The following is a 24,384-nucleotide window of genomic DNA, read 5'->3' as shown; positions in this document are numbered from 1 at the left end:
CATGAATTGACTCTCTATCGGCAGATGCCGGATCGCTGTTTACTAAGAGGTTGGTTCAGTCACAAGGAGAAAACACTTTGATAAACTAATAATTAGTTAACCATAATTTTAAGGTATGATATATTTTATTGATAAGGGACTTGAATTTTACCTGTACTTCATGAGAAGCTATAGAATTAAAATACGGTAACTTTATCAATAAACTGTACTAAAAGAAAGAATTTAAGGCTCCATAGACAAAAGATAAATCATTGTTGTCTCCAAAAACCTATGGACGCGGTGATTTCCATAGATTCGTGTCTGTTGTCTTCAGGGCTGATGAAAACAAGTTTGGAAGATTAAGGGGTGAAGCTCATGAGCGTAAATCAATCAGAGCAAAGGCAACTTTCTACTAACTCCACTCAAAATTTAGAAACTGATGTCTTGGTCATTGGCGGTGGTCCTGCAGGTACTTGGGCAGCTTGGAGTGCAGCAGCCAGTGGAGCAAGAGTCGTTTTGGTAGATAAGGGTTACTGCGGTACAAGTGGTGCAGCAGCAGCTTCAGGAAATGGTGTGTGGTATATTCCACCAGATCCCGAACAACGCGAATCAGCAATGGCAAGTCGGGAAGCGATGGGAGGATTTCTTGCCAACCGCCATTGGATGACTCGAGTTTTAGATCGAACTTACGACAACATTAATTCACTGGCAGATTGGGGTTATCCCTTTCGAGTTGATAATAATGGAGTTGCAATCCGTCGCTCTTTGCAAGGTCCGGATTATATGCGCTTCATGCGGAAAAAGATTCAGCAAGCAGGAGTGAAAATTTTAGACAACAGCCCAGCTTTAGAACTGCTTGTGGATGCAGAAGGGACTGTTGCGGGTGCATTGGGTATTAATCGCCAATCTGGAGAACGCTGGCAAGTCCAAGCAGGAGCAGTTGTCATTGCCACAGGAGGTTGTGCTTTCTTGAGTAAGGCTCTCGGTTGCAATGTGCTAACTGGAGATGGTTTGTTAATGGCAGCAGAGGTTGGCGCTGACTTCTCTGGCATGGAGTTCTCTAATGCTTATGCTATTTCTCCTAGCTTTTCCTCTGTCACCAAAACTCGTTACTATGATTGGGCATCTTTTACCTACGAAGATGGTACGGTCATAGAAGGGGCTGGCTCTAAGCGCGGGCGTTCTGTCATTGCCAAAACTTTGCTAACTCAGCCAGTTTATGCCCGCCTCGACCAAGGTGTAGATGAGGAGACGAAGGCATGGATGCGGGCATCTCAGCCTAACTTTTTTGTTGTTTTCGATCGCGCTGGTATTGACCCCTTTACCCAACGCTTCCCCATCACTTTACGCTTAGAAGGAACTGTGCGCGGTACGGGAGGAATTCGGATTGCAGATGACACCTGTGCTACCTCAGTCAGAGGGCTTTATGCGGCAGGAGATGCCGCAACTAGAGAGTTAATCTGTGGTGGATTTACAGGTGGAGGCAGCCACAATGCAGCTTGGGCAATGTCATCTGGGTACTGGTCTGGTCAGTCAGCTGCGACCTATGCCTTGAGTTTAGGAGAGAAAGCAACACAGCGCAAGGCACGAGGAGTGGGTGAGGTCGGATTGCATAGTGCCGGAAACCATACTTTATCTCCAGAGGAAGCGATTTCAGCAGTTCAAGCCGAAGTTTTTCCCTACGATCGCAACCTATTCCGTACTGCCACAGGCTTAAGCGCATCTCTAGAAAAACTTGACGATCTCTGGCAAGAAATCCGCAACAGCCAAATTCCTACAGACAGCAAAGTTATTCGCACGCGAGAAGTTGCGGCGATGGTTGCCACTGCTCGTTGGATGTACAACAGTGGATTGCAACGTCAAGAAACGAGGGGAATGCATAAACGGATGGATTACCCTCAGCAAGATCCCGATCGGCAATATCGATTGTTGAGTGGAGGGTTAGACAAAATTTGGGTCAAACCTGAATCAGCAGTGGCAAGTAAAGAATTAGTTGCAGTGTGATTCAACAAAAACAGGAGGCAAAAAAAGCTTGAATTATAATCCAAAATCCAAAATCTAAAATCCAAAATGGTATGACCTATGAGCTTAAACAGTCAAGTTATAGACAGACCGATTTCCAGGGAATTGCCTTACGTAGAGGCTAACCTCAATTATTTAGTTCCAATGACAGAAAAACCTGTCAATTACACCTACGAACCACCATCAGGAATTCCCAGATACAACGGAACTTATCAAACACACAAACTTCCAATTTATAACGCTCGCTCTATCTCAGAGAACATCTCGCTAGATCGAGAAGGCTTTGCCTTAAAAGAACATAATACTAGCGTGCGAGACTTTTATGACGAAGACGAGGTGCGTCATGTTTACTACCCAGAAGCAGAACATTTATTGAAAGAAGTCACGGGTGCAACTCAAGTAGTCATATTCGACCATACTCTTCGCAATGCCCAAAGGATGAAGCCAGGAGAGAATGATATTAAAGAACCTGCTAAACGGGTACACAATGACTTCACTGCCAAATCTGGCTATACTCGCGCTCGTTTGGAACTAGCGGCACGGGGGAGCGATAATATTGATACGCTATTGCAACGACGGTTCGCTATCATCAATGTCTGGCGAGCGATCGCTTCTCCCATTCAAGAGTCCCCGCTAACTGTGTGTGACGCGCAAAGTATTGCTCCAACAGACCTTGTAGCAACAGATCTAGTATATCGCCATCGCGTTGGAGAAACATATGCGATCGCATACAATCCAAGACATCAGTGGTATTATTTTCCGCAAATGCACAGAAACGAGGCATTATTTATTAAGTGTTTCGATTCTGTAGAAGATGGACGAGCGCGTTTTGCGGGTCACACGGGATTTGACGATCCGACAAGCCCACCAGACGCTCCACCACGGGAAAGTATTGAACTAAGAACATTCGTTTTTTATGCCGCATAACTACGGTGAATGCGTTACTCAACAATGCTAAGTACCATCACTCCCCAACTCTTAACGCTTCCCCATACCTTACTCCTTTTCAGTACTGCTTTCATCGCTGGTGGATTAAATGCTGTAGCAGGTGGTGGTAGCTTTATTACCTTTCCAGCACTCATTTTTACAGGTGTACCGCCGGTTGCGGCAAACGCTACGAATAATACTGCTATATGGGTAGCAGCTTTAGCCAGTGCTGGAGCTTATCGTAAAGATTTAGGAATCAAACGACAAGTTTTTTTACTCTTGTGTGGCATAAGTTTGGTTGGTGGTGTTATCGGCTCCTTAGCTTTGTTGTACACTTCGGCAGATGTTTTTAAGAAACTAATCCCCTATTTATTACTGCTAGCAACACTAATATTTACTTTTGGCGATTTTTTCAGGAAATGGCTTCAAAGTCATAGCCAAAAATCATCTTCTGAGTCCGTACCTTTATGGAATTTGGTGTTAGCTCAACTCGCGATCGCTATTTATGGAGGTTTCTTCGGTGCGGGGTTGGGGATTTTAATGCTAGCGACCTTATCGTTTTTAGGGATCAAAAGTATTCATACTATGAATGCCTTTAAAACGTTCTTAGGGAGTTGTGTGAATGGGATTGCGATCGTCCCGTTTATTTTTGCAGGCGTCATTGCTTGGCAGCAAGCGATTTTGATGGCTGTCGGTGGTTCTTTGGGAGGTTATTTAACTGCTCATTATGCGCGTCAACTAGACCCTCAAATGATTCGGATATTTGTCACGATTGTTGCTGTTAGCATGACTATTTACTTTTTTATTCATGGTTAGGTTTTCAGATTTTGTTGTGTAATGCGATCGCATGGAGGATGTGTTGTGAAAATCATTCTACCTGTAGAACTTGCTGCTGATATTGAGCCACTGTTACCTTCAGACGTTACACATGTGCGTGTAGACAGCGATGGTAACTTTGAAGGCGATCCGCAAGAAGCTGAAGTTTATTTCAACGGGTTCAAGTTGAAAAATACTACCCTGCATACAGTACTAGCAGCAGCACCTAGAATTTGTTGGCAACACACACCGAGTTCTGGCGTGAATCATATCCTCACGCCTACTTTTTTAAAATATGATATAGTTCTTACCAATGGTTCAGGAGTTCATGCCATTCCTATGGCAGAATTTGTGCTGAACTTCATGCTTTATCACGCTAAAAAAGTCCAAAAATTGCAAGAGTTACAGATTAGCCACTACTGGTATAAGTGGTTGGAACTGGAAGAATTGTACAACAAGACTCTGTTGATTATTGGTACGGGAAATATCGGTCGAGAAATTGCTTTACGTGCTAAAGCTTTTGGAATGCAAATTTGGGGTAGTCGCCGACATCCCGAACCGTTACCAAATTTTGACAAAATAGTTGGTGTAAATGAGTGGCGATCGCTCCTTCCGCAAGCAGATTATGTCGTCGTTGCTACACCTCTAACTCCAGAAACCAAAGGCTTAATTGATGCAGAAGCATTACGGTTAATGCGTCCGAGTGCTTATTTAATTAATATTGCTCGCGGTGCAATTGTGGATGAATCGGCATTATTAACTGCTCTGGGAGAAGGTTGGATTGCAGGTGCTGGATTAGACACATTTGAAACCGAACCATTACTACCAGAAAGCCCTTTTTGGTCTTTACCTAACGTATTTGTGACTCCTCATTGTTCGGCACTTACACCACAATTACGTCAACGTATCGTAGCATTATTTATTGACAATTTAACACGCTATCGTAACGGTCAACTCTTACGTAATATTGTGGATAAAACAGTAGGTTATTAGGATTTGAGTCCTATTAAATTCTTTGATGATTGGATATATAGCAGTTCTATTTAATAGGTAAAATTTCTTAACCGCAAAGACGCAAAGAGCACGAAGAAAAGAGAGAAGAAGGAATTTTACAATGATTCAGGATTGCTATATGGTGATGATTTGCTCTTGAACTGTATTAAAAGCTTTCGTCCAACAGTCACAGTTTCCTTTTAAAAATGGTGAACCTATGTTTCATGGAATAGAAAGAGAATTATTAGATGGAGAACCAGGGTTATTTAGGTATCAATCAAAATTACCAAATCATCTTCAGTTACTCGTGGATCGAGAACTAGGAAGACAAGATATCTGGAAGTTACCAGATAACGAGCTATTAGCAAAGAAACAAAGCAGGTTATCAATAGCACTATTTTTAAGAAAAATGAACTTTTGGTTAAAAAATTAGCTTATTGACATATTATACCACAAAAATACGGTAGTTAAATAAAAATGCCGGATTATTGGGGGCAATTTGATGAATAAGTGGCAACAGACAAAAAAAACAGGGACTGATTGGATAAGGCAATTTCAAACATCTGTTGTTAGAGCTTTGCAGGCGATCGAACAATGGAGCCGTAAGGTAGGAAGGGGTGGGTTAAACCGACATTCTCTTGGAGGCTTTTTGAGCCTTGTTTTCGTAGGTACCACCTTGAGCGTAGCGATCGCAACCGTTTTTGCAAAAAAAATTTTCATTTGTATTTGACCTTGGATAGACATCGAGAATGAACTTAGTTGAAATAATCAGACAGATCGATAAGCAGAACAAAACCAGTTGCAGTAGTTTTCACCTAGATGAACCATACCCTTTGTAGGGGCGCAATGCCTTGCGCCTCTATAAATGCGTGCAAACACATCCATGAAAAAGCTACAAAATTTTGTCAAATTCAACACATTTTTGATAGAAGAACTAAGAAATTTAGATTTTATTCACTTACCCCCGTTGCTTTTTTTAGCTATTTGTGAAAATATTATATATTAAACAACAGTAATTTTATCAGTTTACTGTAGTATAGAAAAACAAGTCATGGGTTCAAAGTGTAATCAACCTCAAACTCCAGAAGATATTAATCTCTAGTAAAAGAGGGTGTAGATATATGTCTCAGCCACGCTACGGGATTTGGATTCCCGTTTACGGTAACTGTGGCGCGATGAACCACCCCCACGAACCTTGTGAAGCCAGTTACAAAAGAGCAAAGCATCTCGTCCAACTGGCAGAAGCATATGGGTTTACGACTACTCTCATCGCCGAACACATTATTAATCCCAGGAATCAAGAACTAGATCAGCTAGAAACTTGGACAACTGCAGCCGCCTTAGCGGAAGCAACTCAATCTATTGAAATTATTGCTGCAATTAAGCCTTTGTTATTTCATCCGGTTGTTCTAGCAAAGATGGCATTAAATATTGATGCGATTAGCAACGGACGATTTGCAATCAATTTGGTGAGTGCCTGGTTTATACCAGAATTGCAAAAGTCTGGCATTGCTTTCCTTCCTCACGACGAACGTTACCGTTATTCTCAGGAGTGGCTTCAGGTTGTGAAAGCGCTATGGAGTGGGGAACGGGTTAATTTCCAAGGCGATAGTTTTTATATTACTGATTTATGTTTGCGCCCGCGTCCAGTAGCACAACCTCATCCCCGTGTATACTTGGGGGGAGAGTCAGACGCTGCAAAAAATCTCGCTATGCAAGCAGCCGATGTGTTTTTTCTGAATGGTCGTCCGTTAGAAGTGGTGCGGGAAACCATTGCTGATGTTAGAAAGCGGGAGCGGCAAAAATCTAAACCCTTACAATTTGCTATGTCAGCTTTTGTCATTGCTCGACCTACTGACACCGAAGCTCAAGCAGAATATGAGTATCTTCTTGAACTCACAAAAAAAGACGACAGAACAGAGTTGTTGAAAGGTGTTGAACCAGAGGTAGTCATGTTCAAAAATATGGCAAAGTATGTGAGTGTAGGAAGTAACGGAGGTACAGCAGCAGGGTTAGTTGGAAGCTATGATACTGTAGCAGCAAGAATTGCAGATTTTGTCGAAGTGGGTATTGATACTTTCATGCTGCAATTCCAACCTTTTGCTCCAGAGATGAAACGGTTTTCTGAAGAAGTCATGCCGCGAGTGCGGTCTTTAGCACTTGTAGCTTAACGTTCAATCCTTATCAAAGAAAACTTTATGACTGCAACTTTATCTCGTCCAGCTTGGACAACCGAATTTGAAATTCAAACTATCGATAAGCTTGTTGCTCAGCACGCTCCACACTTTCCGACAACTCGTATACAAGAAGCGCGATCGCTGTCAACAGAAGAAGAATTCGAGAATTTCTACCGCTTTCGTATTGGTGGGGCTGCTCACGATTTATATATTGTTCAAGTTTGCAGCAAGGCGATCGACCAAATTCCCGATCCAGAACTCCAGCTGTTTTTAAGTCGTCAAATTGGTGATGACGGGGCGCATTCCCAATTTACTCGTCAGCGGGTATGGGAATTATCAGGATACGATCCTATAGACAAGATTGTACGGGAAGTGCAAAATCATTGGGAATTTATGGGGGATTTACCCATTCGCAATTCGTTAGGATTCATAGCATTTGAATTACATTATGAAATGCATATAGTCGCCCAACTAATTCTGAACAGCCGTACCACGACAATTATTGACCCTGAAACCTCCAAATTTGCTACGCAAACAATCTTACCTGATGAAGCAGTTCATCGTTTTGGGGTTTTAGCTTGGTGGCAAAACAAGTACGATCGAGCATCTCCAATAGAGAAAGCGGAAATTGCTGCCCAATTATTAGAATTGGATGAAGAAGGACAGCGACGACGTAATCGCTATTTAAAAAAGCATTGGGAGATTGTTCACCGTGCTACGGGTGCTGAAATTGAGGGACTAGCAGTCATTTATGATGCTTGGAGACGAGAAGTCCTAGCTTATTTCCTCGATATTCCTGTCGCTAAACTTCCGCAACTTGTAAGCGTGAGTGAGTGACGTACAGTTGTCAAGTGTTTTCTCTCTATTATTTCCCCCCTATTTCAGGGGGGCTTTTTGAAAATTAGGATGTCATGAAATATCTAATTATGCATTTAATGACTCATTCAGAGATAAGCAGTTTGTGGAATTTCTTCAATCAGCCAGAATTTCAAGCTTTTATTGTCTTATTTTTTATTAGTTTTGGTTTGGGAATGGGGATTGCTATAATTCACAAAACTCCTTCCAACAAGGTGATTCATATACCACAAAACCTTCCTAAAAAAAAGCTTATCTCCAATTCTAAGAAGATGCGGTCACAATAGCTTTTGGAATATCTATGCTCAATATAAAAAATAATTAACTCAAGAAAATACTTATTATAGGCGATCGCGACACAAAGGATATTTTTATATGATTGAGTTGATTGATATACACAAAATCTATCATCAAGGCGAACACAAAGTAGTGGCGTTAGATGGTGTTCATTTGCACGTTAAAGCAAATGAAATATTTGGTGTTTTAGGACAAAGCGGAGCAGGTAAAAGTACTTTAATTCGCTGTGTCAACCAGTTAGAAAAGCCAACATCGGGTTTCGTAAAAGTCAATGGTCAAGAAATGACAACACTTTCTGGTGCTGCTTTGCGTCAAGCACGCCAACGCATAGGCATGATTTTTCAACACTTTAATTTACTCAGTTCTAGAACTGTAGCAGAAAACATCGCTTTTCCCTTAGAAGTGATGGGTTATGGCAAATTGAAGCGTAAAACAAAAGTAGAAGAATTACTGGGGCTAGTGGGTTTGGAAGGTAAAGCAAATGCTTATCCAGCACAACTTTCTGGAGGTCAAAAGCAACGGGTTGGTATTGCGCGATCGCTAGCTGGGGAACCAAAGGTATTACTCTCTGATGAAGCCACGTCAGCCCTCGATCCCCAAACCACTCGCTCAATTCTAGAACTATTGCGAGACCTTAATAAGCGCATGGGATTGACGATATTACTCATTACTCATGAAATGGGTGTCGTTAAGCAAATCTGTGATAGTGTGGCGATACTCCATGCTGGTAGGATTGTTGAACAAGGACGTGTCAGCGATTTGGCATCTCGACCAGATTCAAAGTTAGCCAAGGAGTTTTTTCCCCGTTGCAAAAACTATGCGCCTCGTCCGGGGACAATTCTAGCGACTGTGGCATTTGCTGGCGAAGTTGCTAGAAATCCTATATTTGCTACCTTGGCACGTCGTTTTGATGTCGATGTTAATATCCTCAATGGTAGCGTCGAAACTCTAGGCGATCGCCCTGTCGGTCAGCTTCAAGTCGAACTCGCCGGAGTTAAGGCAACCCAAGCACTGGAATACTTAAATGATTCAGAATATACAGTTGAGGTACATTAATGCAAGGTTGGGAACTACTTAACAGTTTGTGGCAAGCCTCACTGGAAACTTTTTACATGGTGGGAATCTCAGCTGTTGTGGCTGTCGTGTTGGGTTTACCTCTGGGTTTATTACTGGTCATGACCAGTCCTAGTAACTTTCTCAACTCTCCCAAACTGAATCAGATCCTCAGTGCGATCGTCAATACTGGACGCTCTTTCCCCTTTATTATTTTACTTGTAGTCCTCACGCCCCTAACGCGACTAATAGTTGGCACTTCTATAGGTAGTACTGCTGCACTCGTTCCCCTCACCCTTGCTGCTATTCCCTTCTTTGCCCGCATCGCTGAGACTAGCATTCTTGAAGTTGATAAAGGATTAGTAGAAGCAGCAGAAGCAATGGGCTGTAACTATTGGCAAATTGTCCTTAAAGTTCTCATTCCAGAAGCTTTACCCTCTATTGTTTTAGGCATCACAATTTTAATTGTCAGTCTCCTCAATTCTTCAGCAATGGCTGGCGCAGTTGGTGGTGGTGGCTTAGGTAATTTAGCCATTCAATATGGCTATCAACGGTTTGATGTCGGAGTCATGTTTGCCACAATTGTAGTGCTGATTTTTCTTGTGCAACTCATCCAGCTTTTAGGTGATTTGCTCGCACGACAGTTGAGAAAAAAATAGTCGGCTTGTACTAGCACCTCAGGAATCATACAAACCCATGAAACCACTTATGAACGAATACCATAATTTAGCCCCCCTAACAAAAATTGGTCGCCGTTTTGTTCTCACAGCAGGAAGTGTATTCACTGCATCAATTATTTTCGCTGGTTGCAGCCGATTTGTAGAGACAGCCTCCACATCTGAACAAGAAGATATCATAAAAGTTGGGGTTACTGGAATAGTTTCTGAAGATATTTTGAAATTTGTTAATAATAATCTTGTTGGTCAAGAAAAATTAAAAATTGAGGTTGTGAAATTTAATGACTGGATACAGCCAAATACAGCACTAAGAGATAAATTTATTGATGCTAATTTCTTTCAACACAAACCTTTTATGAATAATGCTATTAAAGAACTAAAAATCAATTTAGTAGCATTAAATACAATTTATTTAAATACACTTGGTCTTTTCTCTAAAAAATTCAAATCAGTGAACGAAATTCCCCAAAATGCAACTGTCACAATTGCCAATGATGTCATTAATAATGACCGAGGACTCAGGTTATTAGCAGCTAACGGTCTAATTAAGCTCAAAGAAAAGGCTAGAGAATTTGTGACTCAACGGGATATTGCAGCTAATCCCAAAAGCCTGAAAATTAAAGAAGTCGAAGGGGTACAAGTTGTCCGAGCTATTAACGATGTAGACTTTATTGTTTCCTCGGCTCAAACTGTTGCTCTTGCAGGGATAGAACCTCATTCTATGGGACAAGAAACAGCTAAGGACAAGAAATATGCTCTAGCACTAGTTACATTACAGGGTCGAGAAAACGAAGCAAAGATTCAAAAGTTAAACAAACTACTTGTTCATCCCAGCGTTAAAGATTTTATCAATAAAGAATATAAAGGAAGACTGATTACCGTTTGGTAACTGTTTTCATGAAACATATCTTCACCATTTTTAGGAAATTCAAACGAGATTGTTCATTGCCAATGCTGATTTACCCAAGGATAAACAAACCACATCATTTTGGGGTGTATGAATGCGGCTACAAAGAACATCTCTATAATGTCTTTCAAGAGGATTATTTTTAGACAAACCTGGATTACCAATCAGTTCGAGTGCAATTTGTACGGCACGAATGGCATTGCTTGTCGTCAAATATTTCACTGTTTGGGCTTGTAAATTCACATTGGTATGGCGTTCACCTTTATCAATATCCGTTGCCAAACTATAAATGAGTCGGTTGTTGGCATATAACAATGCTTCAATTTCACCTACAGAGGTTTGGAAGCGTGGTAAAGTTGCGAGACTTGCGCCTAAATTAGTAGGCGATCGCTCATTCAAATACCCAACCAACCAATTTCGCGCTGCTGTCGCTACTCCTTGGTATAATGCACTCAAGAACAAACTGCCACCAGCTACCATCAGTGGATTGGTAGGTGACCATGCTTTGAGAGGACGGATATCCAAGGAATACTCTATTGGAATGCAAACATTTTCTAAGATGAGTTCGTGGCTACCTGTTGCTCGCATTCCCAAGTGATCCCAGGTTTCTACAATCCTTACACCAGGGAGATCGCGTGGTACAAGAAAACTGCCTACTAGCGGCTCTTCGTCATCCGTCCGCGCCCACACCACAAAGTAACGTAAAATTGGACTGCCCGTAGTGTATTGTTTGTGACCAGTCAGTAGCCAACCATCAGGTATCCGTTTGGCAATGGTTGCAGGTAGTCCACCTCTAGCGGGTGTGCCTAATTCTGGTTCCACACGGGCAGCATTGAGTAAGGCAATACCATTGACAGACTCTCTGCAAAGTCGCTCGTAGATATCGGGATGCCAACGTCGAGTCCGGGCAGCATTAGTATGTTGTAAGTAGTGCATTGTCAGCACTAGAGCGGTGGACGCATCACCACTTGCGATCGTTTCAATGACTCGACAAACTGTAGAATAACTTGCAGCTTGACCGCCAAATTCCACTGGTACAGTCAGACTTAATAGCTGTGCTTGGTGGAGAGCATCAAAGTTTTCAAAAGGAAAAGAAGCATCTCGGTCATGAGCCGCAGCACGAGTGGCAAAATCAGCCGCTAGACGTTCAACAACCTCAAACATAGCGATCGCTATACACCTTGATTGTGTAAAGTACTATAAATCTATAGATTTACAGTACTTTTAATTGTTAAAATACCATCTTTTCACTTCAAAAATCAAGTTAAAGTACAGTTTGAGAGCATTGTAGGCAAATCCATCTCTATTGACACAATAACTTACAGTATCAGAACATACTTAATTAATGGCAAGCATTTGTATGTTCAAAAAGCTGTAATAGGGTTGGGGGATTTTCTCTATCTTTAGACATAGGCTACTTCCCTTTAGCATCTATTACTGAAAAAACTAGTTCTTGTATAATTAGCACAGATACAATATAGGTAATTAAAACTACCTTAACGTCACTGAGATGCCATAAATAAAAAGCAATTGGTGGAATACAGAGAATAATACCAAGTAAAAATCCAATCAACAAACGGTTCATAGATTTATGCATGGGAGTAGATAGCCCCAATAAAGATCCATTCTGTTTGTTTTACAATACTCTAACAGTAACTCAAGTTAAAAACTATTAAGCACCGTGCTACTTGTAAGATATACAACACGGTTATTATTTTGTATCGATATAATCAAAAACTATTCCTTCAGCGTTCGCGAAGCGCAAGCTGTACCCAGCTTATCGCTATGTCCGCCTAAATTAATCTTTTGAATTGCTCGTTGAGCTTGTATACTCACTTCTCTGTCGGGATCGTCTAGTGCTTGCTTGAGGGCGTAGAGGGCGTTAGGATCGCTCAGATAACCGAGAGCGATCGCTGCCTCTTTTCTAACATCTGAATATCGATCGGTCAATGCTGCAACCAGTGCAGGTAATAATTTGGTCTCTGGTAATTTGTGCAATACTTGTATAGCAAATTTCCGAACTTGCCAATGTTCATCCTTCAAAGCTTTTTCGACAAATGGAATTGCTTTAGGATGAGCGTGGATTGCGAGAGACTTAGCAGCATTGCGACGCACTTGCCAATCTGTGTCAGAAGTTAGTGTTTGACTCAGCAAGTCCACAACACCTTCATCAGTTAAATGTCCTAAAGTCAGAGCAGCTTCACGACGGACATTCTCGTTTAAGTCATTTAACAGAAGTAAAGCTTGTGGACATTGCTTGACTTGATTCAAATAGCGGAGAGTTGTGACAGCCGCCTCTCGCAATTGGAGATGCTCTGATTCAAAAAAACTCAGCACTGCGGAAAACGATCGAGCATCATGAATCTTCCGTAGGAGAATCAGCAAATTGAGTTGTAGATTAATATCCTGTTGCTGTAGAGCGCTGAGCAGCAATTGCAAATGTTCGGTGGATACGAGATCGGTCAATGCTGACAAGGCTTCGCTACGAATGTCTTCTTCTGGTGAAGCCAGACATTCCAGTAAAGCAGGAACAGCGACGGGATTGCCTAACTCGCACAAAGCTGTCACAGCGATTTTTTGTACAATGACGCTTTTATCTTGTAATACGGCAATCAGAGCATCAGTTGCGGCTTCGTCACCCAAATGCTGTAAGGTTTTAACTGCAACTAGGCGATCGCTTTCGTTGGGCGATCGTAACATTTCCAACCATTGATTTAATTCAGAGTCTGAATCCACCGTCATTTTCAAATCTCACCGCAGTAAAAAAGGAATTTGAACTGTAATTGCGTTTGTAGGGCATTCCTTCTGACAGGGTAAACAGAACCAACACTCGTCGTATTTCATATATGCTTTACCCGTTTCTGGGTTTTTTGCCAAAACATCTAGAGGACAAACCTCAATACAAGCCCTACATTTCTCCAGACATTTGGACTCATCAACAATCACTGGCACATCAACTCTTTGGTTGGTTAAAGCCATAGTCTTACTCCATTAATTTGTTACAAAGTTGTATTATTTTTTCTAGTCATGTAACTAAGTAGCCAAAAATGAGTATTATTTTGAGTAATTTGGGGTGAATCGGACTTAACCGCACCCCAAATTTAAGTTGTTGCTCATTTGAGCACTCCCGGAGCGGGGTATTGTTTGCCTCGACACAGCTTAAAGGCTTGTGAATGGATTTCGGTGTTGCACTGTGTGACGCAGCCATGTTCCTTGTCCGACGCTTGAGACTGGCTAATCTCCCGCGCGTCATGACCTTTAAGCGGACTGAAACCCAGAAACGGGTAACCTTGAAACTAGTTCACTCGTTGAGTCATGGTGGAGTCAGTAAGTCGAATTGCTCCGATTTACTCGCTCATTACTCCAGTTCACTTACTCCTCAACTGAGTTGGCTCATAGAAAGGAAATTATGTAACTAGTAGGTATTGTACACCAGAAGTACACCAGAATATTCATAATATTACCATTAATTAGTCGATTAACCGTATTATAAGTATTGATTGAGTGCTTTTACAGCCATTTTCAGGTAAATAGACTACAAGTCGTAAGGGCGCAAGACATTGCGCCCTTACAAACGATGTGGTTCATTTAGGTGAAAACTGCTGTGAAAGCCGATCGCGCCTCTTACTCTGAGGGTCTTTAATTTGTCTGTATAATTCCTAAAAAAATGTCAAAAAAAATACAGTGATTAAGGTTAGATTAAATTTAGAATCAATTGGTGTTCAAGAAAAACAATTAATCAGGTGTATTTATGAAAAAGTCTAATTCAACAAACAGAAATGATTTTATCTATCCTTATGGTCGCTACTACGGGAAAGTTAAACCGGAAAATCTAGCGTTTAATGCCAATCTTCAAGAATTTGCACAAAAATTGAGCTTTATTACTGGCTTAGAGACTTCTGGGAAACTTACTCCTGAAGAAGCTTACAACCAAATTGAAGCACTTTGGGAACAGTTAAAACATAGTACCAAGATGCTTGGTATTGGTAATCATGACTCAGACAGTTAAAATAACGCATTTTGACTTAAATTCCTTCAAAATCATCTGTAATTACTTTAAACTCTTTTGGGGCTAACGACACCATAATATCTTCTGCGTCAACCTGAATGAGCCATCTTGCGTTAGTTTCATCCCCAGAGAGCACTTCTTGACCACAGATAACACCAATTTTTCCAGCTACGTAAGCAGGATGTAAAATCAAAACCTTGTTTCCTAATTTGGGGTCTATAATAGCACCGCCTCAACGCTACAAAGAATAAATTTATACAAGTAAAAACTAAAGTATTATATAACCTTCTCTTAAGAAAACTCGATAGACAATTCTGCGACAACAAAGGCAGGACTTTGGTACGGAAGAAATTAAGGGACTAACTACCGCAGCAAGTATTTGGCTTGCGGGTGGATTGGGCGCTGCAGCTGGCTGTGGTTTATGGCGAATGAGTCTAATAGGTACGCTCAAGCGCGCTAGTGGTTCTGAGTGTAGTCAAGAAACTCAAAAAGTCTAATAAGATCCTTCAAAATCCTAAGTCAGAGGAAACAACAAAGTCAGAGACAACAATAGACAATTCAAGATATTAGTACTGGCATTGAGAGGTTGTACTAGATTTACCACTCATCATCATTTTTATCTATCGGTTTGAAAACAAAGAGTATTTGCTCTTATCATTCGCTCGGCGTACATTAAGAGACATCAGGAACAACACAAACAAAAAACGCCGAGGTGCAAGATGAAGCTGACACAGAAAACATTATCCAACACTACCGATACAAAAGTTGTTCGCAAGACCTCTATCGTTGAGAATATTGAGAAACAGCAATCAAATGCTCACAATATAGCAACTGAAGAATTGACTCGAGGACAGTGTCTTGCAGATAAACTTGCAGCACAAGTCGGTTCTTGGGGTTTTCTCATCGGTCAAAGTGTAGTATTGGCAGGATGGGTGGGTGTAAACTCTATACCAGGATTGCCTCACTGGGATGAGTCACCCTTCATGATGTTAAACTTAGTGTTTTCCTTTGCATCAGCCTACACAGCCCCTGTAGTGTTGATGAGTCAGAATCGCCAATCGGATACCGATCGCAAAAATGCTGAAATTGACCGCCAAGTGAATCTTAGAGCCGGACAAAACATTGAACTGCTGCATGAGAAGTTAGATGAATTCCACGCTCGAAAGTTAAACGAACTGACACAAATTATTAAAGAACAACAAAAGGCGATGAATGAGATTAGAGTCGCTTTAGTGACTGAATCTCAAGAAGTTAAAGTCCATTTAGTCACTCCAGAGAATGCCCAAAGCAATCGCAAATTCCTCAAGTCAGCTTCTCACAACCAACTAGTAAGCGTTGAGCCACAAATTGAGGAAGCTCTTATGAAACGGTAACCTACATCGATTTCTGTTAATTGCCGAATTTTTCCATACTTTGCATCCCATTGACCGCTACTTAAATCTGCTGCAAGAGACTTGAGTCCAGGATCGATAAAGTGAGAATTGGCTAAAGCAAAAGAAGAGATTCCTGCACGAACTTCTGGTTGTAAATATAATTGTGGTCGTCTCCACGCTGCTGCTGCAAACAAATCAGATAAATCGTGAGGTAATAAAAAAGGTATTGTTTCAACTCTTCTTTTGGTACTTGATTGAATGAGATCGGTAAGTTCTTGCAGTGGTAGAAATCGTAGCGCATCTTCCCAAAGCCAAGGAAAGTAATCATACAACCATATCTTTTCAGCCAGCCTAATATCAAAGGTTAGCAAAACTATCGCCCCAGATTTGACCACTCGATGCATTTCGCAAATAGCTTTTTCTAAGTCAGAAAAATGATGAAGTGTCAAAAGACTTATCAATCCATCAACAGAGTTATCTGGGAGAGGAATAGCTTCTGCATAACCAGTTACCCATTTGATGTTTGGATGTTCGATCGCTTGGGTTTGCATTACCAAAGAAGGTTCTATGGCATAGATAGAGAATCCGCGATCGGCTAATGCTACACTGTAACCACCTGTTCCAGCACCAAGATCGACAATAGTGCTCCCTTCAGGTAAATTCAATAAGTTAATTAAAGTATTGACAATGCGGCGATCGGGAATACGGGTTGTAGAATATGGTTGTCCGATAGAATCATAAATAGTCATTGGTATAATTCTTCAGGGAATGTTGTACTCTCGTTTTGATACTTTTGTAATCGCTGATTTAGAGTTCCTGTATGTAACTCAAACAAGTGATTATCGTAGTCATAAAAATACAAGGAACGTCCTTCACCTTCTACACGGCTTCGACCTTCTTTCACATCTATCCCAAGACTTTTAACTTTGATAGCATAGAGTTCGTACTCATCTTCAGTTATTTTAAAAGCTATATGATTATAGGTTTTCTCAGGTAAAGATTCCCCTTCCATGATTGCTACCCATAAACCATTGATTAGAAAGAATTTTTCCTTTGATATGGAGAAAGTTCGGTCGCCACTTGAGTAAACTTCCTCAGCATCAAATATAGATGTAAGGAATTTGGTCATTTTCTCCAAATCCCTGACAATGAAAGTGATGTGGCTAATTCCTTGAATCATTTGTTTTTTTTGACTAAATACTTTTTATTCTACAAAGCTTCTTTGTAAAGGACGTAAGGGAACTTCAGCATTTAACCATTCCAAGAAGTTTTGGTTAATTTCTGTTGGGGAGATTTCTGCAATAAAGTTAGTGTAGCTAATATGCTGATGAATAACTCTTTCAATATCACTACGATATCCCGATCGTGTTTTCACGATTAACACCACTTCTGGCTCTTCTGTGATTTCTCCTTTCCATACATAAGCGCAAGTTATGGGAAACCAGTTGACACAAACTGCTAGTTTTTGTTCTAGCAAAGTACGTCCGATCTGACGTGCTTCGTCTGAATTATTCAAAGTGACGTAGTAAAGTTTCATATATTCAGTAAAAATTTTAAGCTATTGTTAAAACATATAAATTACATTTATTCGATTGATTTACAGTATTATACAGCATATAGCAGTTTTCAGCTGGATACAATAAAAAGTTATGGAACCGCAGCCTGTAGCTGACGAACGCAGATAAATCTTTACTTCATTCAAGTGAGAACTGTTATGTGTAAGCAAAGCACTGCGATCGCGCTAAAATACGATTGTGTTAGACATTAAAAGCAAAAAGTAGAGCTAGTAGTGATACAAGAAAATATTATTGAAATCACTGGTTTTCACGCTCACGTTTATTTTGATGCTGCAAGTCGTGAGACGGCTGAGCGTGTACGTGAAGAATTGGGTGCTAGGTTTGAGGTACAACTGGGACGTTGGCACGATCGACCTATTGGTCCGCACCCAAAATCAATGTATCAAGTAGCATTCTCACCAGAACGATTTAGCAAAGTTGTGCCTTGGTTAATGCTCAATAGAGAGGGATTAGATATTCTCGTTCATCCCTCCACAGGTGATGATGTGGCAGATCATACCAGGCATGCTCTGTGGCTAGGAGAGAAATTAGAATTGAATATTGAGTTCTTAAAAACGATAAAAACAACCTAAATAATAGCGGTTTTCAATTAAATAAAGTACAGATTTATCCGCGTTCATCCGCGTTCATCTGCGGTTCCATAACTTTTTTATATATTGCACTTAATTGAAAACCACCAGATTCACTTAAGTTGAAGCAGTTTGTGGCTTACCTGTAATAGGGTTTCGCCCAATACGGAGTACAAACAATGCTGCCAGAATGCAAAGTACGCCCGACAAAATAAATGCCTGCATATAAGTACCCAAAACAGTCCGCATTGTGCCTGCTGTCAGAGTTGCAGTTGCTGCCCCGATTTGATGTGCTGCTACAATCCAACCAAACATCACTCCAGCTTTTTCTTTGCCGAACACCTCGGTTGTTAACCTCACCGTTGGTGGAACTGTGGCAATCCAATCTAAACCATAGAAAATTGCAAAAATCGAGAGTCCATGAAACGAAGCAAAACTGAAGGGTAGGAAAATCAAAGACAATCCCCGCAATCCATAGTACCAACATAGCAGATAGCGATTGTTCCACCGGTCGCTCAACCAACCAGATGCTGTTGTCCCCACAAAATCAAAGATCCCCATGACGGCAAGTAATCCAGCTGCTTTGACTTCGGGAATGCCATAATCAATGCAAGCTGGAATCAGATGAGTGCCGATTAACCCGTTGGTGCTAGCACCACAGATAAAGAAACTGCCTGCCAATAACCAAAAGTCTGGCTCGCGCATTCCTATTCTGAGTGCATTTAATGTAGTCACAATCGGATTAACCTGAGATTGCGATCGCACTTCTAGGGAAGTTTCGTTGGTGTCACCAAAAGGTCTCAATCCAATTTGAGATGGTCGATCGCGCATTAACAAAGCAATCAACGGAATAATTAGAAATGTTACCCCAGCGATCGTTAACGCCGCATTACGCCAGCCAAAGCGGTCTACGATGGAAGCAAGTAATGGTAAGAAAACCAATTGTCCCGTAGCTGTACTAGCAGTGAGAACACCAATTACCAAGCCTCGCCGTTCCACAAACCATCGATTTGCTACGATCGCACCTAATACCAATGCGATCGTTCCTGACCCACAACCCACGACGATCCCCCATACCAAGACTAATTGCCATGCTTGTGACATCAATGTAGTTAGACTGACACCAATCCCCAAAAATGCCAAAGCGAGTACCATCGTGCGTCGAATCCCTAATTGCTCGTACACCGTCGCTGCAAATGGTCCAATTAATCCATAAAGGACTAAATTCATCGAAATTGCGAACGAAATCGTTGCTCTAGACCAACCAAATTCTTGCTCCAGGGGAACCATGAAAACACTAGGAGTTGCCCGAATTCCAGCAGCAATCAGCAGAGAAAGAAAGGTTAATCCCGCAACAATCCAACCATAATGGAGCGATCGACGAGCAAAGTAAGAAGGTAAAGACATAATTAAAACTACAGATTTTCAACGACTGTTAATAGTCACATCATAAACTTCTTTTCCAACATCAACCCGCACAATATAGGGTTCAACAGGACGCTTAAACAGCAACATTTGTCCTATATCATCTTTCCTTAAATTGACATGACAGAACCATTCTTCGTTATTCTTCTTTGGAAAGTCCAAGCGATAGTGATATAAACCCCAACGACTTTCCCGACGATAGAGAGATGCGCGTGCAGCCATTTCCGCACAATCGCGAATAAAATGCACTTCCATACAACGCATCAATTCGTGAGGGTCGCGTGCCCCCATCTGTGCTAATGTATCGTGATAGCCAATAAAATGCTTTAACCCAATCTCCATTTTGTTACCAGACTTTGGCGGTTGCAAGTAGTCGTTGACCAGTCGCCGCAACTTATACTCTACTTGGGTGTGGGGAATTCCATTGGGTTGGTTCAAGGGTGCATAAATACGAGCTTTTTCTGCTTCTAAAAAATCGGGATCGGGTTCTTGATGATTCAAGTCTTGAATGTAGGCGATCGCATGAGTTCCTGCTAACCGACCGTAGACAAATGCCCCTATCATATAGTTATGAGGAACGCTTGCCATATCTCCAGCAGCATATAACCCCGGTACTGTTGTTTCTGCCTTCTCATTCACCCAAACACCAGAAGCACTATGTCCGCTACATAGCCCAATTTCTGATATGCTCATTTCCACACCGTGAGTGCGGTAGTCTTCACCTCTACCTTGATGAAAGCGTTCTCGGCTCGGTCGTTCGTTTGACCATAAAATTGATTCAATTTCAGAAATAGTATCTTCATCCAAATGGCTCATCTGGAGTTGGATGGGACCCTTACCAGAATTTAATTCTTTCCAAATTTCTAACATCATTTGTCCGCTCCAATAATCGCAGCTAATGAAGCGGTTTCCTTCAGCATTAGTCGTATATGCACCAAATGGTCCCGCAACGTAAGCACAAGCAGGACCGTTATAGTCTTTAATTAGGGGGTTGATTTGAAAACATTCAATATTGCTTAATTCTGCTCCTGCATGATAAGCCATGGAATAACCATCCCCTGCATTAGTAGGATTCTCATAAGTTCCGTAGAGATAACCAGATGCAGGAAGCCCTAAACGTCCGCAAGCTCCCGTGCAGAGAATAACAGCTTTTGCTTGGATAACAACAAAATCTCCACTACGCACGTCAAATCCAACTGCACCAATTGCTTTTCCTTCTTTCACTAACACCCGAGTTGCCATGACCCGGTTAGTGACGTTTACTTTATGGCGTTTGACTTGTCGAGTGAGGATGGGTTTAAGGTCTTTTCCTTCTGGCATGGGTAGTACGTATTTACCTACCCGATGAACTTGCTTGACATCATAATTCCCTTGGGGGTCTTTTTGGAACTTCACCCCCCAACTTTCCAATTCTTGAATTGTTTCATAACCAAGCTTTGCTGTTTGGTAAACGGCTTTTTGATGGAGAATACCATCGTTGGCAATGGTGATTTCGCGGACATACTGCTCTGGGGTGGAGTGTCCGGGAATAACGGCAGTGTTTACGCCATCCATTCCCATTGCGATCGCACCACTACGACGAATATTTGCCTTTTCCAGAATCAGCACATCTGCATTTGAAGAAGCTTGTTTGGCTTTAATAGCTGCCATTGTCCCTGCTGTACCGCCTCCAATGACAAGCACATCTGTTTTTATCCACTGCGTGTTGACGTTCATATCCCTATCCTTAAGATCTCTAACAAAGCACGCCTTGCCAATTACCTTATTTAATACTTAGAAAAGACTTATATTTAAAATACGGTATAATTATCAAGATAGCGCATTTTGTCTCTATTTGGTCATAATAATTTAAGTAAATACTCCTTGCTTATTTGTCAGATATGGCAATTACCGTTCGCTTGATTGCACGTGACGAACTTCCACAACTACTCTTGTTGTACAGCCACTTGAATCCTGTTGATGCGCCTTTGCCATCCGACGATGTGTTGCAGTCTCTATGGGATAAAATTCTGTCCGATCCACGTCTTTATTATATAGTCGCTGACCTTTCCGGTCAGTTAGTAGCAACATGCCACTTAATTATTGTTCCCAACTTGACACGTGGCGCACGACCCTACGGAATTATTGAAAATGTTGTCACCCATTCTGATTATCGACAGATGGGAATTGGTACGCAGGTGCTGCATTATGCTTTAAATCTAGCATGGAAACAACAATGTTACAAAGTTATGCTTCTGAGTGGCTCAAAACGTGAGGAGACATTACGCTTTTACGAGCAAGCAGGATTCCAACGAGGAGTGAAAACTGGATTTATCGCTTTACCACCAGAAGAGTTCAAATCTGGTTCGGTTGATATAAGTCCCAATAAATAGACCAACACAAAAAATTACGAGTCATGTTTAATACTTTCCGTTTCAAAAATTTTTCGCTGTATTACATGGGTCAGGCAATTTCTTTGGTTGGGACATCAATGACTCAGGTAGCGACTGCTTGGCTTGTATATCACCTCACCAATTCTGCTTGGTTGCTTGGTCTCGTGGGTTTTGCGAAAATAAATACAAGCCACTCAATGTATTTATCAGGTTATTTCATCCTTTTATTTTAGTATTTTTATTCTATTTCAAATAATCTTTGTAGCACCTGGTAATTCAAATCTGAATAAGCATTCACAATTAAATCAGCATTTGATAAATTTTGCTTGTTGTGCTCCAAACCTGAAAAAGCTACACATTTCATCCCAGCTTTTTTAGCAGCTTTTACACCATTTTCAGCATCTTCAATAACAACACAACGGCTTGGATGAACATTGAGTTGTTCAGACGCTAATAAAAAAATATCAGGTTCGGGTTTACCTCGTTCAACGTCTTCACCAGAAATTGTTACACGAAAGTTGGTTCCCATCCTGAATCGTTCTACAATTGTATTGATACGTACTCTTGAAGCTGAAGATGCGATGGCTAGAGGAACTTCAAATTTTAAAAGTTCCTCAATCAAAGCTTCCACTCCTTCAATAAGAGCAAGAGTTGGATTATTTTTAAGTTCTTCTGAAAAAGCGTACTTTTCTTTGAATACATACTCCTCTACTGGCTGAGTTAAGTTAAATTCACGGACAAGATAAGTCCAGAATGCTAGACTAGTACACCCTCTAAACTGTTCTAATATACTTTCCGTTAACTCAAAACCAAGAGAACGACAAGACTTTATCAAAAAAACATCCATTAGTGGTTCAGTGTCCAACAAAGTACCATCCATATCAAAAATTACAGCATCCATGCTTCTAAAATACCTGCAAACCTGTATTTTATAGTAATAAATTTAACTTTTTGCAATTCTAAAGTCATCTATATTTTATCCGCATTCAATCAAAAATACAATATCTTTACTAAGATACCGTACTTTATTTATTATTTAGTCATAATAATTTAAATAAATACTCCAAATAACTAAACAGAGATAAAAAATTACAAGGTCATGCTTAATACTTTCCGGTTCAGGAATTTTTCGCTGTACTACATAGGCCAAGCAATTTCTTTGGTTGGCACATCCATGACTCAGGTGGCGACTGCTTGGCTTGTGTATCACCTCACCAGTTCTGCTTGGTTGCTCGGTCTAGTGGGTTTTGCTACCCAAATTCCCACCTTTGTTTTGATTCCTTTAGGTGGAATTGTAGCCGATCGCTGGAATCGTCACCGCATCCTGACAGTCGCCCAGAGTCTAGGAATGCTTAAGTCTCTGACTCTTACATGGTTAGCTCTAACTGACACGATAAACATCTGGCACATTATAGTTCTCTCTTCAGTGCAAGGCATAATCAATGCTTTTGAAATTCCAACCCGACAAGCATTTTTACCAGAAACAGTAGGAAGGGAAAATTTAGGTAATGCGATTGCCTTGTACTCTTCTTTAGTTAGCGTTACGACTATGGTTGGACCAGCAATTGCAGGCGTGTTGAATGCAGCATTTGGAGCGGGGATTTGTTTTGCGATCGACAGTATCAGTTACATCTCTGTAATCATTGCCCTCCTCGCAATGCGGCTTGCTCCTAAAAAAGCCGTCATTTCTACACGGAAACCTTTTGAAGAATTTAGAGCAAGCTTTATCTATGCCTTCAGTTTTTTGCCTATTCGATGGGTTGCGATCGGTGCGGCTTTAGTTTGTTGTGTCTGGGGATTTTACCTAGCTCTGGGACCTATTTTTGCTGCTGAGGTTTTGCACGGGGGATCTAATACATTTGGCTTTCTCATGGCAGCTTCAGGTATAGGAACTTTAATGGGTGGAGTTTACTTGAGTGTCCGCTCAAGTGTATTTGGGTTTGAGAAAGCCCTAGCATTTGGACCAGTTATTATGGGAGTGAGCTTAATTATTTTTGCTCTGTCTCACATATTATGGTTGTCACTACTTTCGCTTGCGATCGCTGGTTTCGGCTTTATTTTACAAATTATTTCCGGTCGCACGGTACTCCAGTTATTAGTTACAGATGAGATGCGCGGTCAAATCACAGGTTTTTATGTGATGGCATCTACTGGAGCAGTTCCTGTAGGTAACTTAATTGCTGGTATTTTGGCAAGCTACATTGGTGCTACTAATACTGTCATTTTTGGTGCTGGTGCCTGTATTGTAGGTTCGCTCTTCTTTATGCAGCAGCTTTCGATCTTTCGGGAGCTAGTTCATCAAAACCTCAATTATGCTAATAAATCCTATATTAAAGAGAGGTAGCTAAAAAATCAT

28 protein-coding genes are annotated in these 24,384 nt (G+C 41.1%); 18 read left to right on the top strand and 10 right to left on the bottom strand.

Annotated features, from left to right (window positions below):
- Positions 1–354: 354 nt before the first annotated feature.
- The 12 genes from WA1_RS33205 to WA1_RS33150 all read left to right on the top strand — a co-directional run bounded on the left by WA1_RS33205 (position 355) and on the right by WA1_RS33150 (position 10,685).
- Entirely contained in the window at positions 355–1,983 is a 1,629-nt protein-coding gene (locus WA1_RS33205; RefSeq protein WP_017749817.1) for an FAD-dependent oxidoreductase, read from the top strand.
- Positions 1,984–2,061: 78 nt separating this feature from the next.
- On the top strand, positions 2,062–2,928 hold the full coding sequence (locus WA1_RS33200; protein WP_017749816.1) for a CmcJ/NvfI family oxidoreductase: 867 nt from the start codon (positions 2,062–2,064) through the stop codon (positions 2,926–2,928).
- Positions 2,929–2,937: 9 nt separating this feature from the next.
- Positions 2,938–3,744 (top strand): sulfite exporter TauE/SafE family protein, encoded by an 807-nt coding sequence (locus WA1_RS33195; protein ID WP_017749815.1) that lies wholly within the window; start codon positions 2,938–2,940, stop codon positions 3,742–3,744.
- Between the two features lie 45 nt (positions 3,745–3,789).
- Complete coding sequence (locus WA1_RS33190) at positions 3,790–4,737, top strand: D-2-hydroxyacid dehydrogenase (protein ID WP_017749814.1); 948 nt, start codon at positions 3,790–3,792, stop codon at positions 4,735–4,737.
- 217 nt (positions 4,738–4,954) lie between these two features.
- Entirely contained in the window at positions 4,955–5,170 is a 216-nt protein-coding gene (locus WA1_RS33185) for a hypothetical protein (protein ID WP_017749813.1), read from the top strand.
- Positions 5,171–5,239: 69 nt separating this feature from the next.
- Positions 5,240–5,467 (top strand): hypothetical protein, encoded by a 228-nt coding sequence (locus WA1_RS33180; protein ID WP_017749812.1) that lies wholly within the window; start codon positions 5,240–5,242, stop codon positions 5,465–5,467.
- A gap of 391 nt (positions 5,468–5,858) precedes the next feature.
- Positions 5,859–6,908 carry an LLM class flavin-dependent oxidoreductase gene (locus tag WA1_RS33175; RefSeq protein ID WP_017749810.1) on the top strand — a complete coding sequence of 350 codons (1,050 nt, stop codon included), beginning with the start codon at positions 5,859–5,861 and terminating at the stop codon, positions 6,906–6,908.
- A gap of 27 nt (positions 6,909–6,935) precedes the next feature.
- A complete protein-coding gene (locus tag WA1_RS33170) occupies positions 6,936–7,751 on the top strand; it encodes a hypothetical protein (RefSeq protein WP_017749809.1) in 816 nt (271 codons plus the stop codon).
- Positions 7,752–7,825: 74 nt separating this feature from the next.
- Positions 7,826–8,056 (top strand): hypothetical protein, encoded by a 231-nt coding sequence (locus tag WA1_RS57440; protein WP_033336778.1) that lies wholly within the window; start codon positions 7,826–7,828, stop codon positions 8,054–8,056.
- A gap of 88 nt (positions 8,057–8,144) precedes the next feature.
- Positions 8,145–9,122, top strand: coding sequence for a methionine ABC transporter ATP-binding protein (locus WA1_RS33160; protein WP_017749807.1), 978 nt, complete (start codon positions 8,145–8,147; stop codon positions 9,120–9,122).
- Entirely contained in the window at positions 9,122–9,778 is a 657-nt protein-coding gene (locus WA1_RS33155) for a methionine ABC transporter permease (RefSeq protein ID WP_017749806.1), read from the top strand. The genes WA1_RS33160 and WA1_RS33155 overlap by 1 nt, the downstream gene beginning before the upstream one ends.
- Positions 9,779–9,827: 49 nt before the next feature.
- Positions 9,828–10,685 carry a MetQ/NlpA family ABC transporter substrate-binding protein gene (locus WA1_RS33150; RefSeq protein WP_148662812.1) on the top strand — a complete coding sequence of 286 codons (858 nt, stop codon included), beginning with the start codon at positions 9,828–9,830 and terminating at the stop codon, positions 10,683–10,685.
- A 39-nt stretch (positions 10,686–10,724) separates the two neighbouring features.
- On the opposite strand, the gene WA1_RS33145 is transcribed toward WA1_RS33150, so the two are convergent.
- The 3 genes from WA1_RS33145 to WA1_RS33130 all read right to left on the bottom strand — a co-directional run bounded on the left by WA1_RS33145 (position 10,725) and on the right by WA1_RS33130 (position 13,682).
- Positions 10,725–11,867, bottom strand: coding sequence for an acyl-CoA dehydrogenase family protein (locus WA1_RS33145; protein ID WP_017749804.1), 1,143 nt, complete (start codon positions 11,865–11,867; stop codon positions 10,725–10,727).
- 573 nt (positions 11,868–12,440) lie between these two features.
- Positions 12,441–13,445, bottom strand: coding sequence for a HEAT repeat domain-containing protein (locus tag WA1_RS33135; RefSeq protein ID WP_017749802.1), 1,005 nt, complete (start codon positions 13,443–13,445; stop codon positions 12,441–12,443).
- Positions 13,446–13,454: 9 nt separating this feature from the next.
- Entirely contained in the window at positions 13,455–13,682 is a 228-nt protein-coding gene (locus WA1_RS33130) for a 4Fe-4S dicluster domain-containing protein (RefSeq protein WP_017749801.1), read from the bottom strand.
- A 772-nt stretch (positions 13,683–14,454) separates the two neighbouring features.
- Between WA1_RS33130 and WA1_RS33125 the strand changes: the two genes are divergently transcribed.
- The gene (locus WA1_RS33125) at positions 14,455–14,712 is read left to right on the top strand and encodes a DUF7219 family protein (RefSeq protein ID WP_017749800.1); all 258 of its coding nucleotides are present in this window, start codon (positions 14,455–14,457) and stop codon (positions 14,710–14,712) included.
- A gap of 16 nt (positions 14,713–14,728) precedes the next feature.
- Here the strand turns inward: WA1_RS33125 and WA1_RS55710 are convergent, their stop codons facing one another.
- Entirely contained in the window at positions 14,729–14,905 is a 177-nt protein-coding gene (locus tag WA1_RS55710) for a hypothetical protein (protein WP_017749799.1), read from the bottom strand.
- Between the two features lie 118 nt (positions 14,906–15,023).
- On the opposite strand from WA1_RS55710, the gene WA1_RS60525 reads away from it, so the two are divergent.
- Positions 15,024–15,209 (top strand): MgtC/SapB family protein, encoded by a 186-nt coding sequence (locus WA1_RS60525; protein WP_336389849.1) that lies wholly within the window; start codon positions 15,024–15,026, stop codon positions 15,207–15,209.
- 222 nt (positions 15,210–15,431) lie between these two features.
- Positions 15,432–16,085, top strand: a complete 654-nt coding sequence (locus WA1_RS33115) for a DUF1003 domain-containing protein (RefSeq protein WP_017749798.1) — start codon at positions 15,432–15,434, stop codon at positions 16,083–16,085.
- On the opposite strand, the gene WA1_RS33110 is transcribed toward WA1_RS33115, so the two are convergent.
- Genes WA1_RS33110 through cutA form a run of 3 tightly spaced genes read right to left on the bottom strand, consistent with a single transcriptional unit; the run spans position 16,028 to position 17,622 of the window.
- Complete coding sequence (locus tag WA1_RS33110; protein WP_017749797.1) at positions 16,028–16,834, bottom strand: class I SAM-dependent methyltransferase; 807 nt, start codon at positions 16,832–16,834, stop codon at positions 16,028–16,030. The two genes, WA1_RS33115 and WA1_RS33110, sit on opposite strands and share 58 nt — an antisense overlap.
- Positions 16,831–17,265 carry a FosX/FosE/FosI family fosfomycin resistance hydrolase gene (gene fosX, locus WA1_RS33105; RefSeq protein WP_017749796.1) on the bottom strand — a complete coding sequence of 145 codons (435 nt, stop codon included), beginning with the start codon at positions 17,263–17,265 and terminating at the stop codon, positions 16,831–16,833. The genes WA1_RS33110 and fosX overlap by 4 nt, the downstream gene beginning before the upstream one ends.
- Positions 17,266–17,289: 24 nt before the next feature.
- Complete coding sequence (gene cutA / locus WA1_RS33100) at positions 17,290–17,622, bottom strand: divalent-cation tolerance protein CutA (RefSeq protein ID WP_017749795.1); 333 nt, start codon at positions 17,620–17,622, stop codon at positions 17,290–17,292.
- Between the two features lie 255 nt (positions 17,623–17,877).
- Between cutA and WA1_RS33095 the strand changes: the two genes are divergently transcribed.
- Positions 17,878–18,234, top strand: coding sequence for a DOPA 4,5-dioxygenase family protein (locus tag WA1_RS33095; RefSeq protein WP_026135355.1), 357 nt, complete (start codon positions 17,878–17,880; stop codon positions 18,232–18,234).
- 114 nt (positions 18,235–18,348) lie between these two features.
- Here the strand turns inward: WA1_RS33095 and WA1_RS33090 are convergent, their stop codons facing one another.
- Both WA1_RS33090 and WA1_RS33085 read right to left on the bottom strand, forming a co-directional pair.
- The gene (locus tag WA1_RS33090; protein WP_017749793.1) at positions 18,349–19,638 is read right to left on the bottom strand and encodes an MFS transporter; all 1,290 of its coding nucleotides are present in this window, start codon (positions 19,636–19,638) and stop codon (positions 18,349–18,351) included.
- An 18-nt stretch (positions 19,639–19,656) separates the two neighbouring features.
- Complete coding sequence (locus WA1_RS33085) at positions 19,657–21,372, bottom strand: fumarate reductase/succinate dehydrogenase flavoprotein subunit (protein ID WP_017749792.1); 1,716 nt, start codon at positions 21,370–21,372, stop codon at positions 19,657–19,659.
- A 164-nt stretch (positions 21,373–21,536) separates the two neighbouring features.
- Between WA1_RS33085 and WA1_RS33080 the strand changes: the two genes are divergently transcribed.
- On the top strand, positions 21,537–22,028 hold the full coding sequence (locus WA1_RS33080) for a GNAT family N-acetyltransferase (RefSeq protein ID WP_017749791.1): 492 nt from the start codon (positions 21,537–21,539) through the stop codon (positions 22,026–22,028).
- A 238-nt stretch (positions 22,029–22,266) separates the two neighbouring features.
- Here WA1_RS33080 and WA1_RS33075 read toward each other — a convergent pair whose 3' ends face one another.
- Positions 22,267–22,929 (bottom strand): HAD family hydrolase, encoded by a 663-nt coding sequence (locus WA1_RS33075; RefSeq protein WP_017749790.1) that lies wholly within the window; start codon positions 22,927–22,929, stop codon positions 22,267–22,269.
- A gap of 198 nt (positions 22,930–23,127) precedes the next feature.
- Between WA1_RS33075 and WA1_RS33070 the strand changes: the two genes are divergently transcribed.
- Entirely contained in the window at positions 23,128–24,372 is a 1,245-nt protein-coding gene (locus WA1_RS33070; protein WP_026135353.1) for an MFS transporter, read from the top strand.
- Positions 24,373–24,384 lie beyond the last annotated feature (12 nt).

This window comes from Scytonema hofmannii PCC 7110, from assembly GCF_000346485.2.
Classification (GTDB): domain Bacteria; phylum Cyanobacteriota; class Cyanobacteriia; order Cyanobacteriales; family Nostocaceae; genus Scytonema; species Scytonema hofmannii.
Note: the sequence above shows the minus strand (reverse complement) of the source record. Positions and strands in the feature narration are given on the sequence as shown.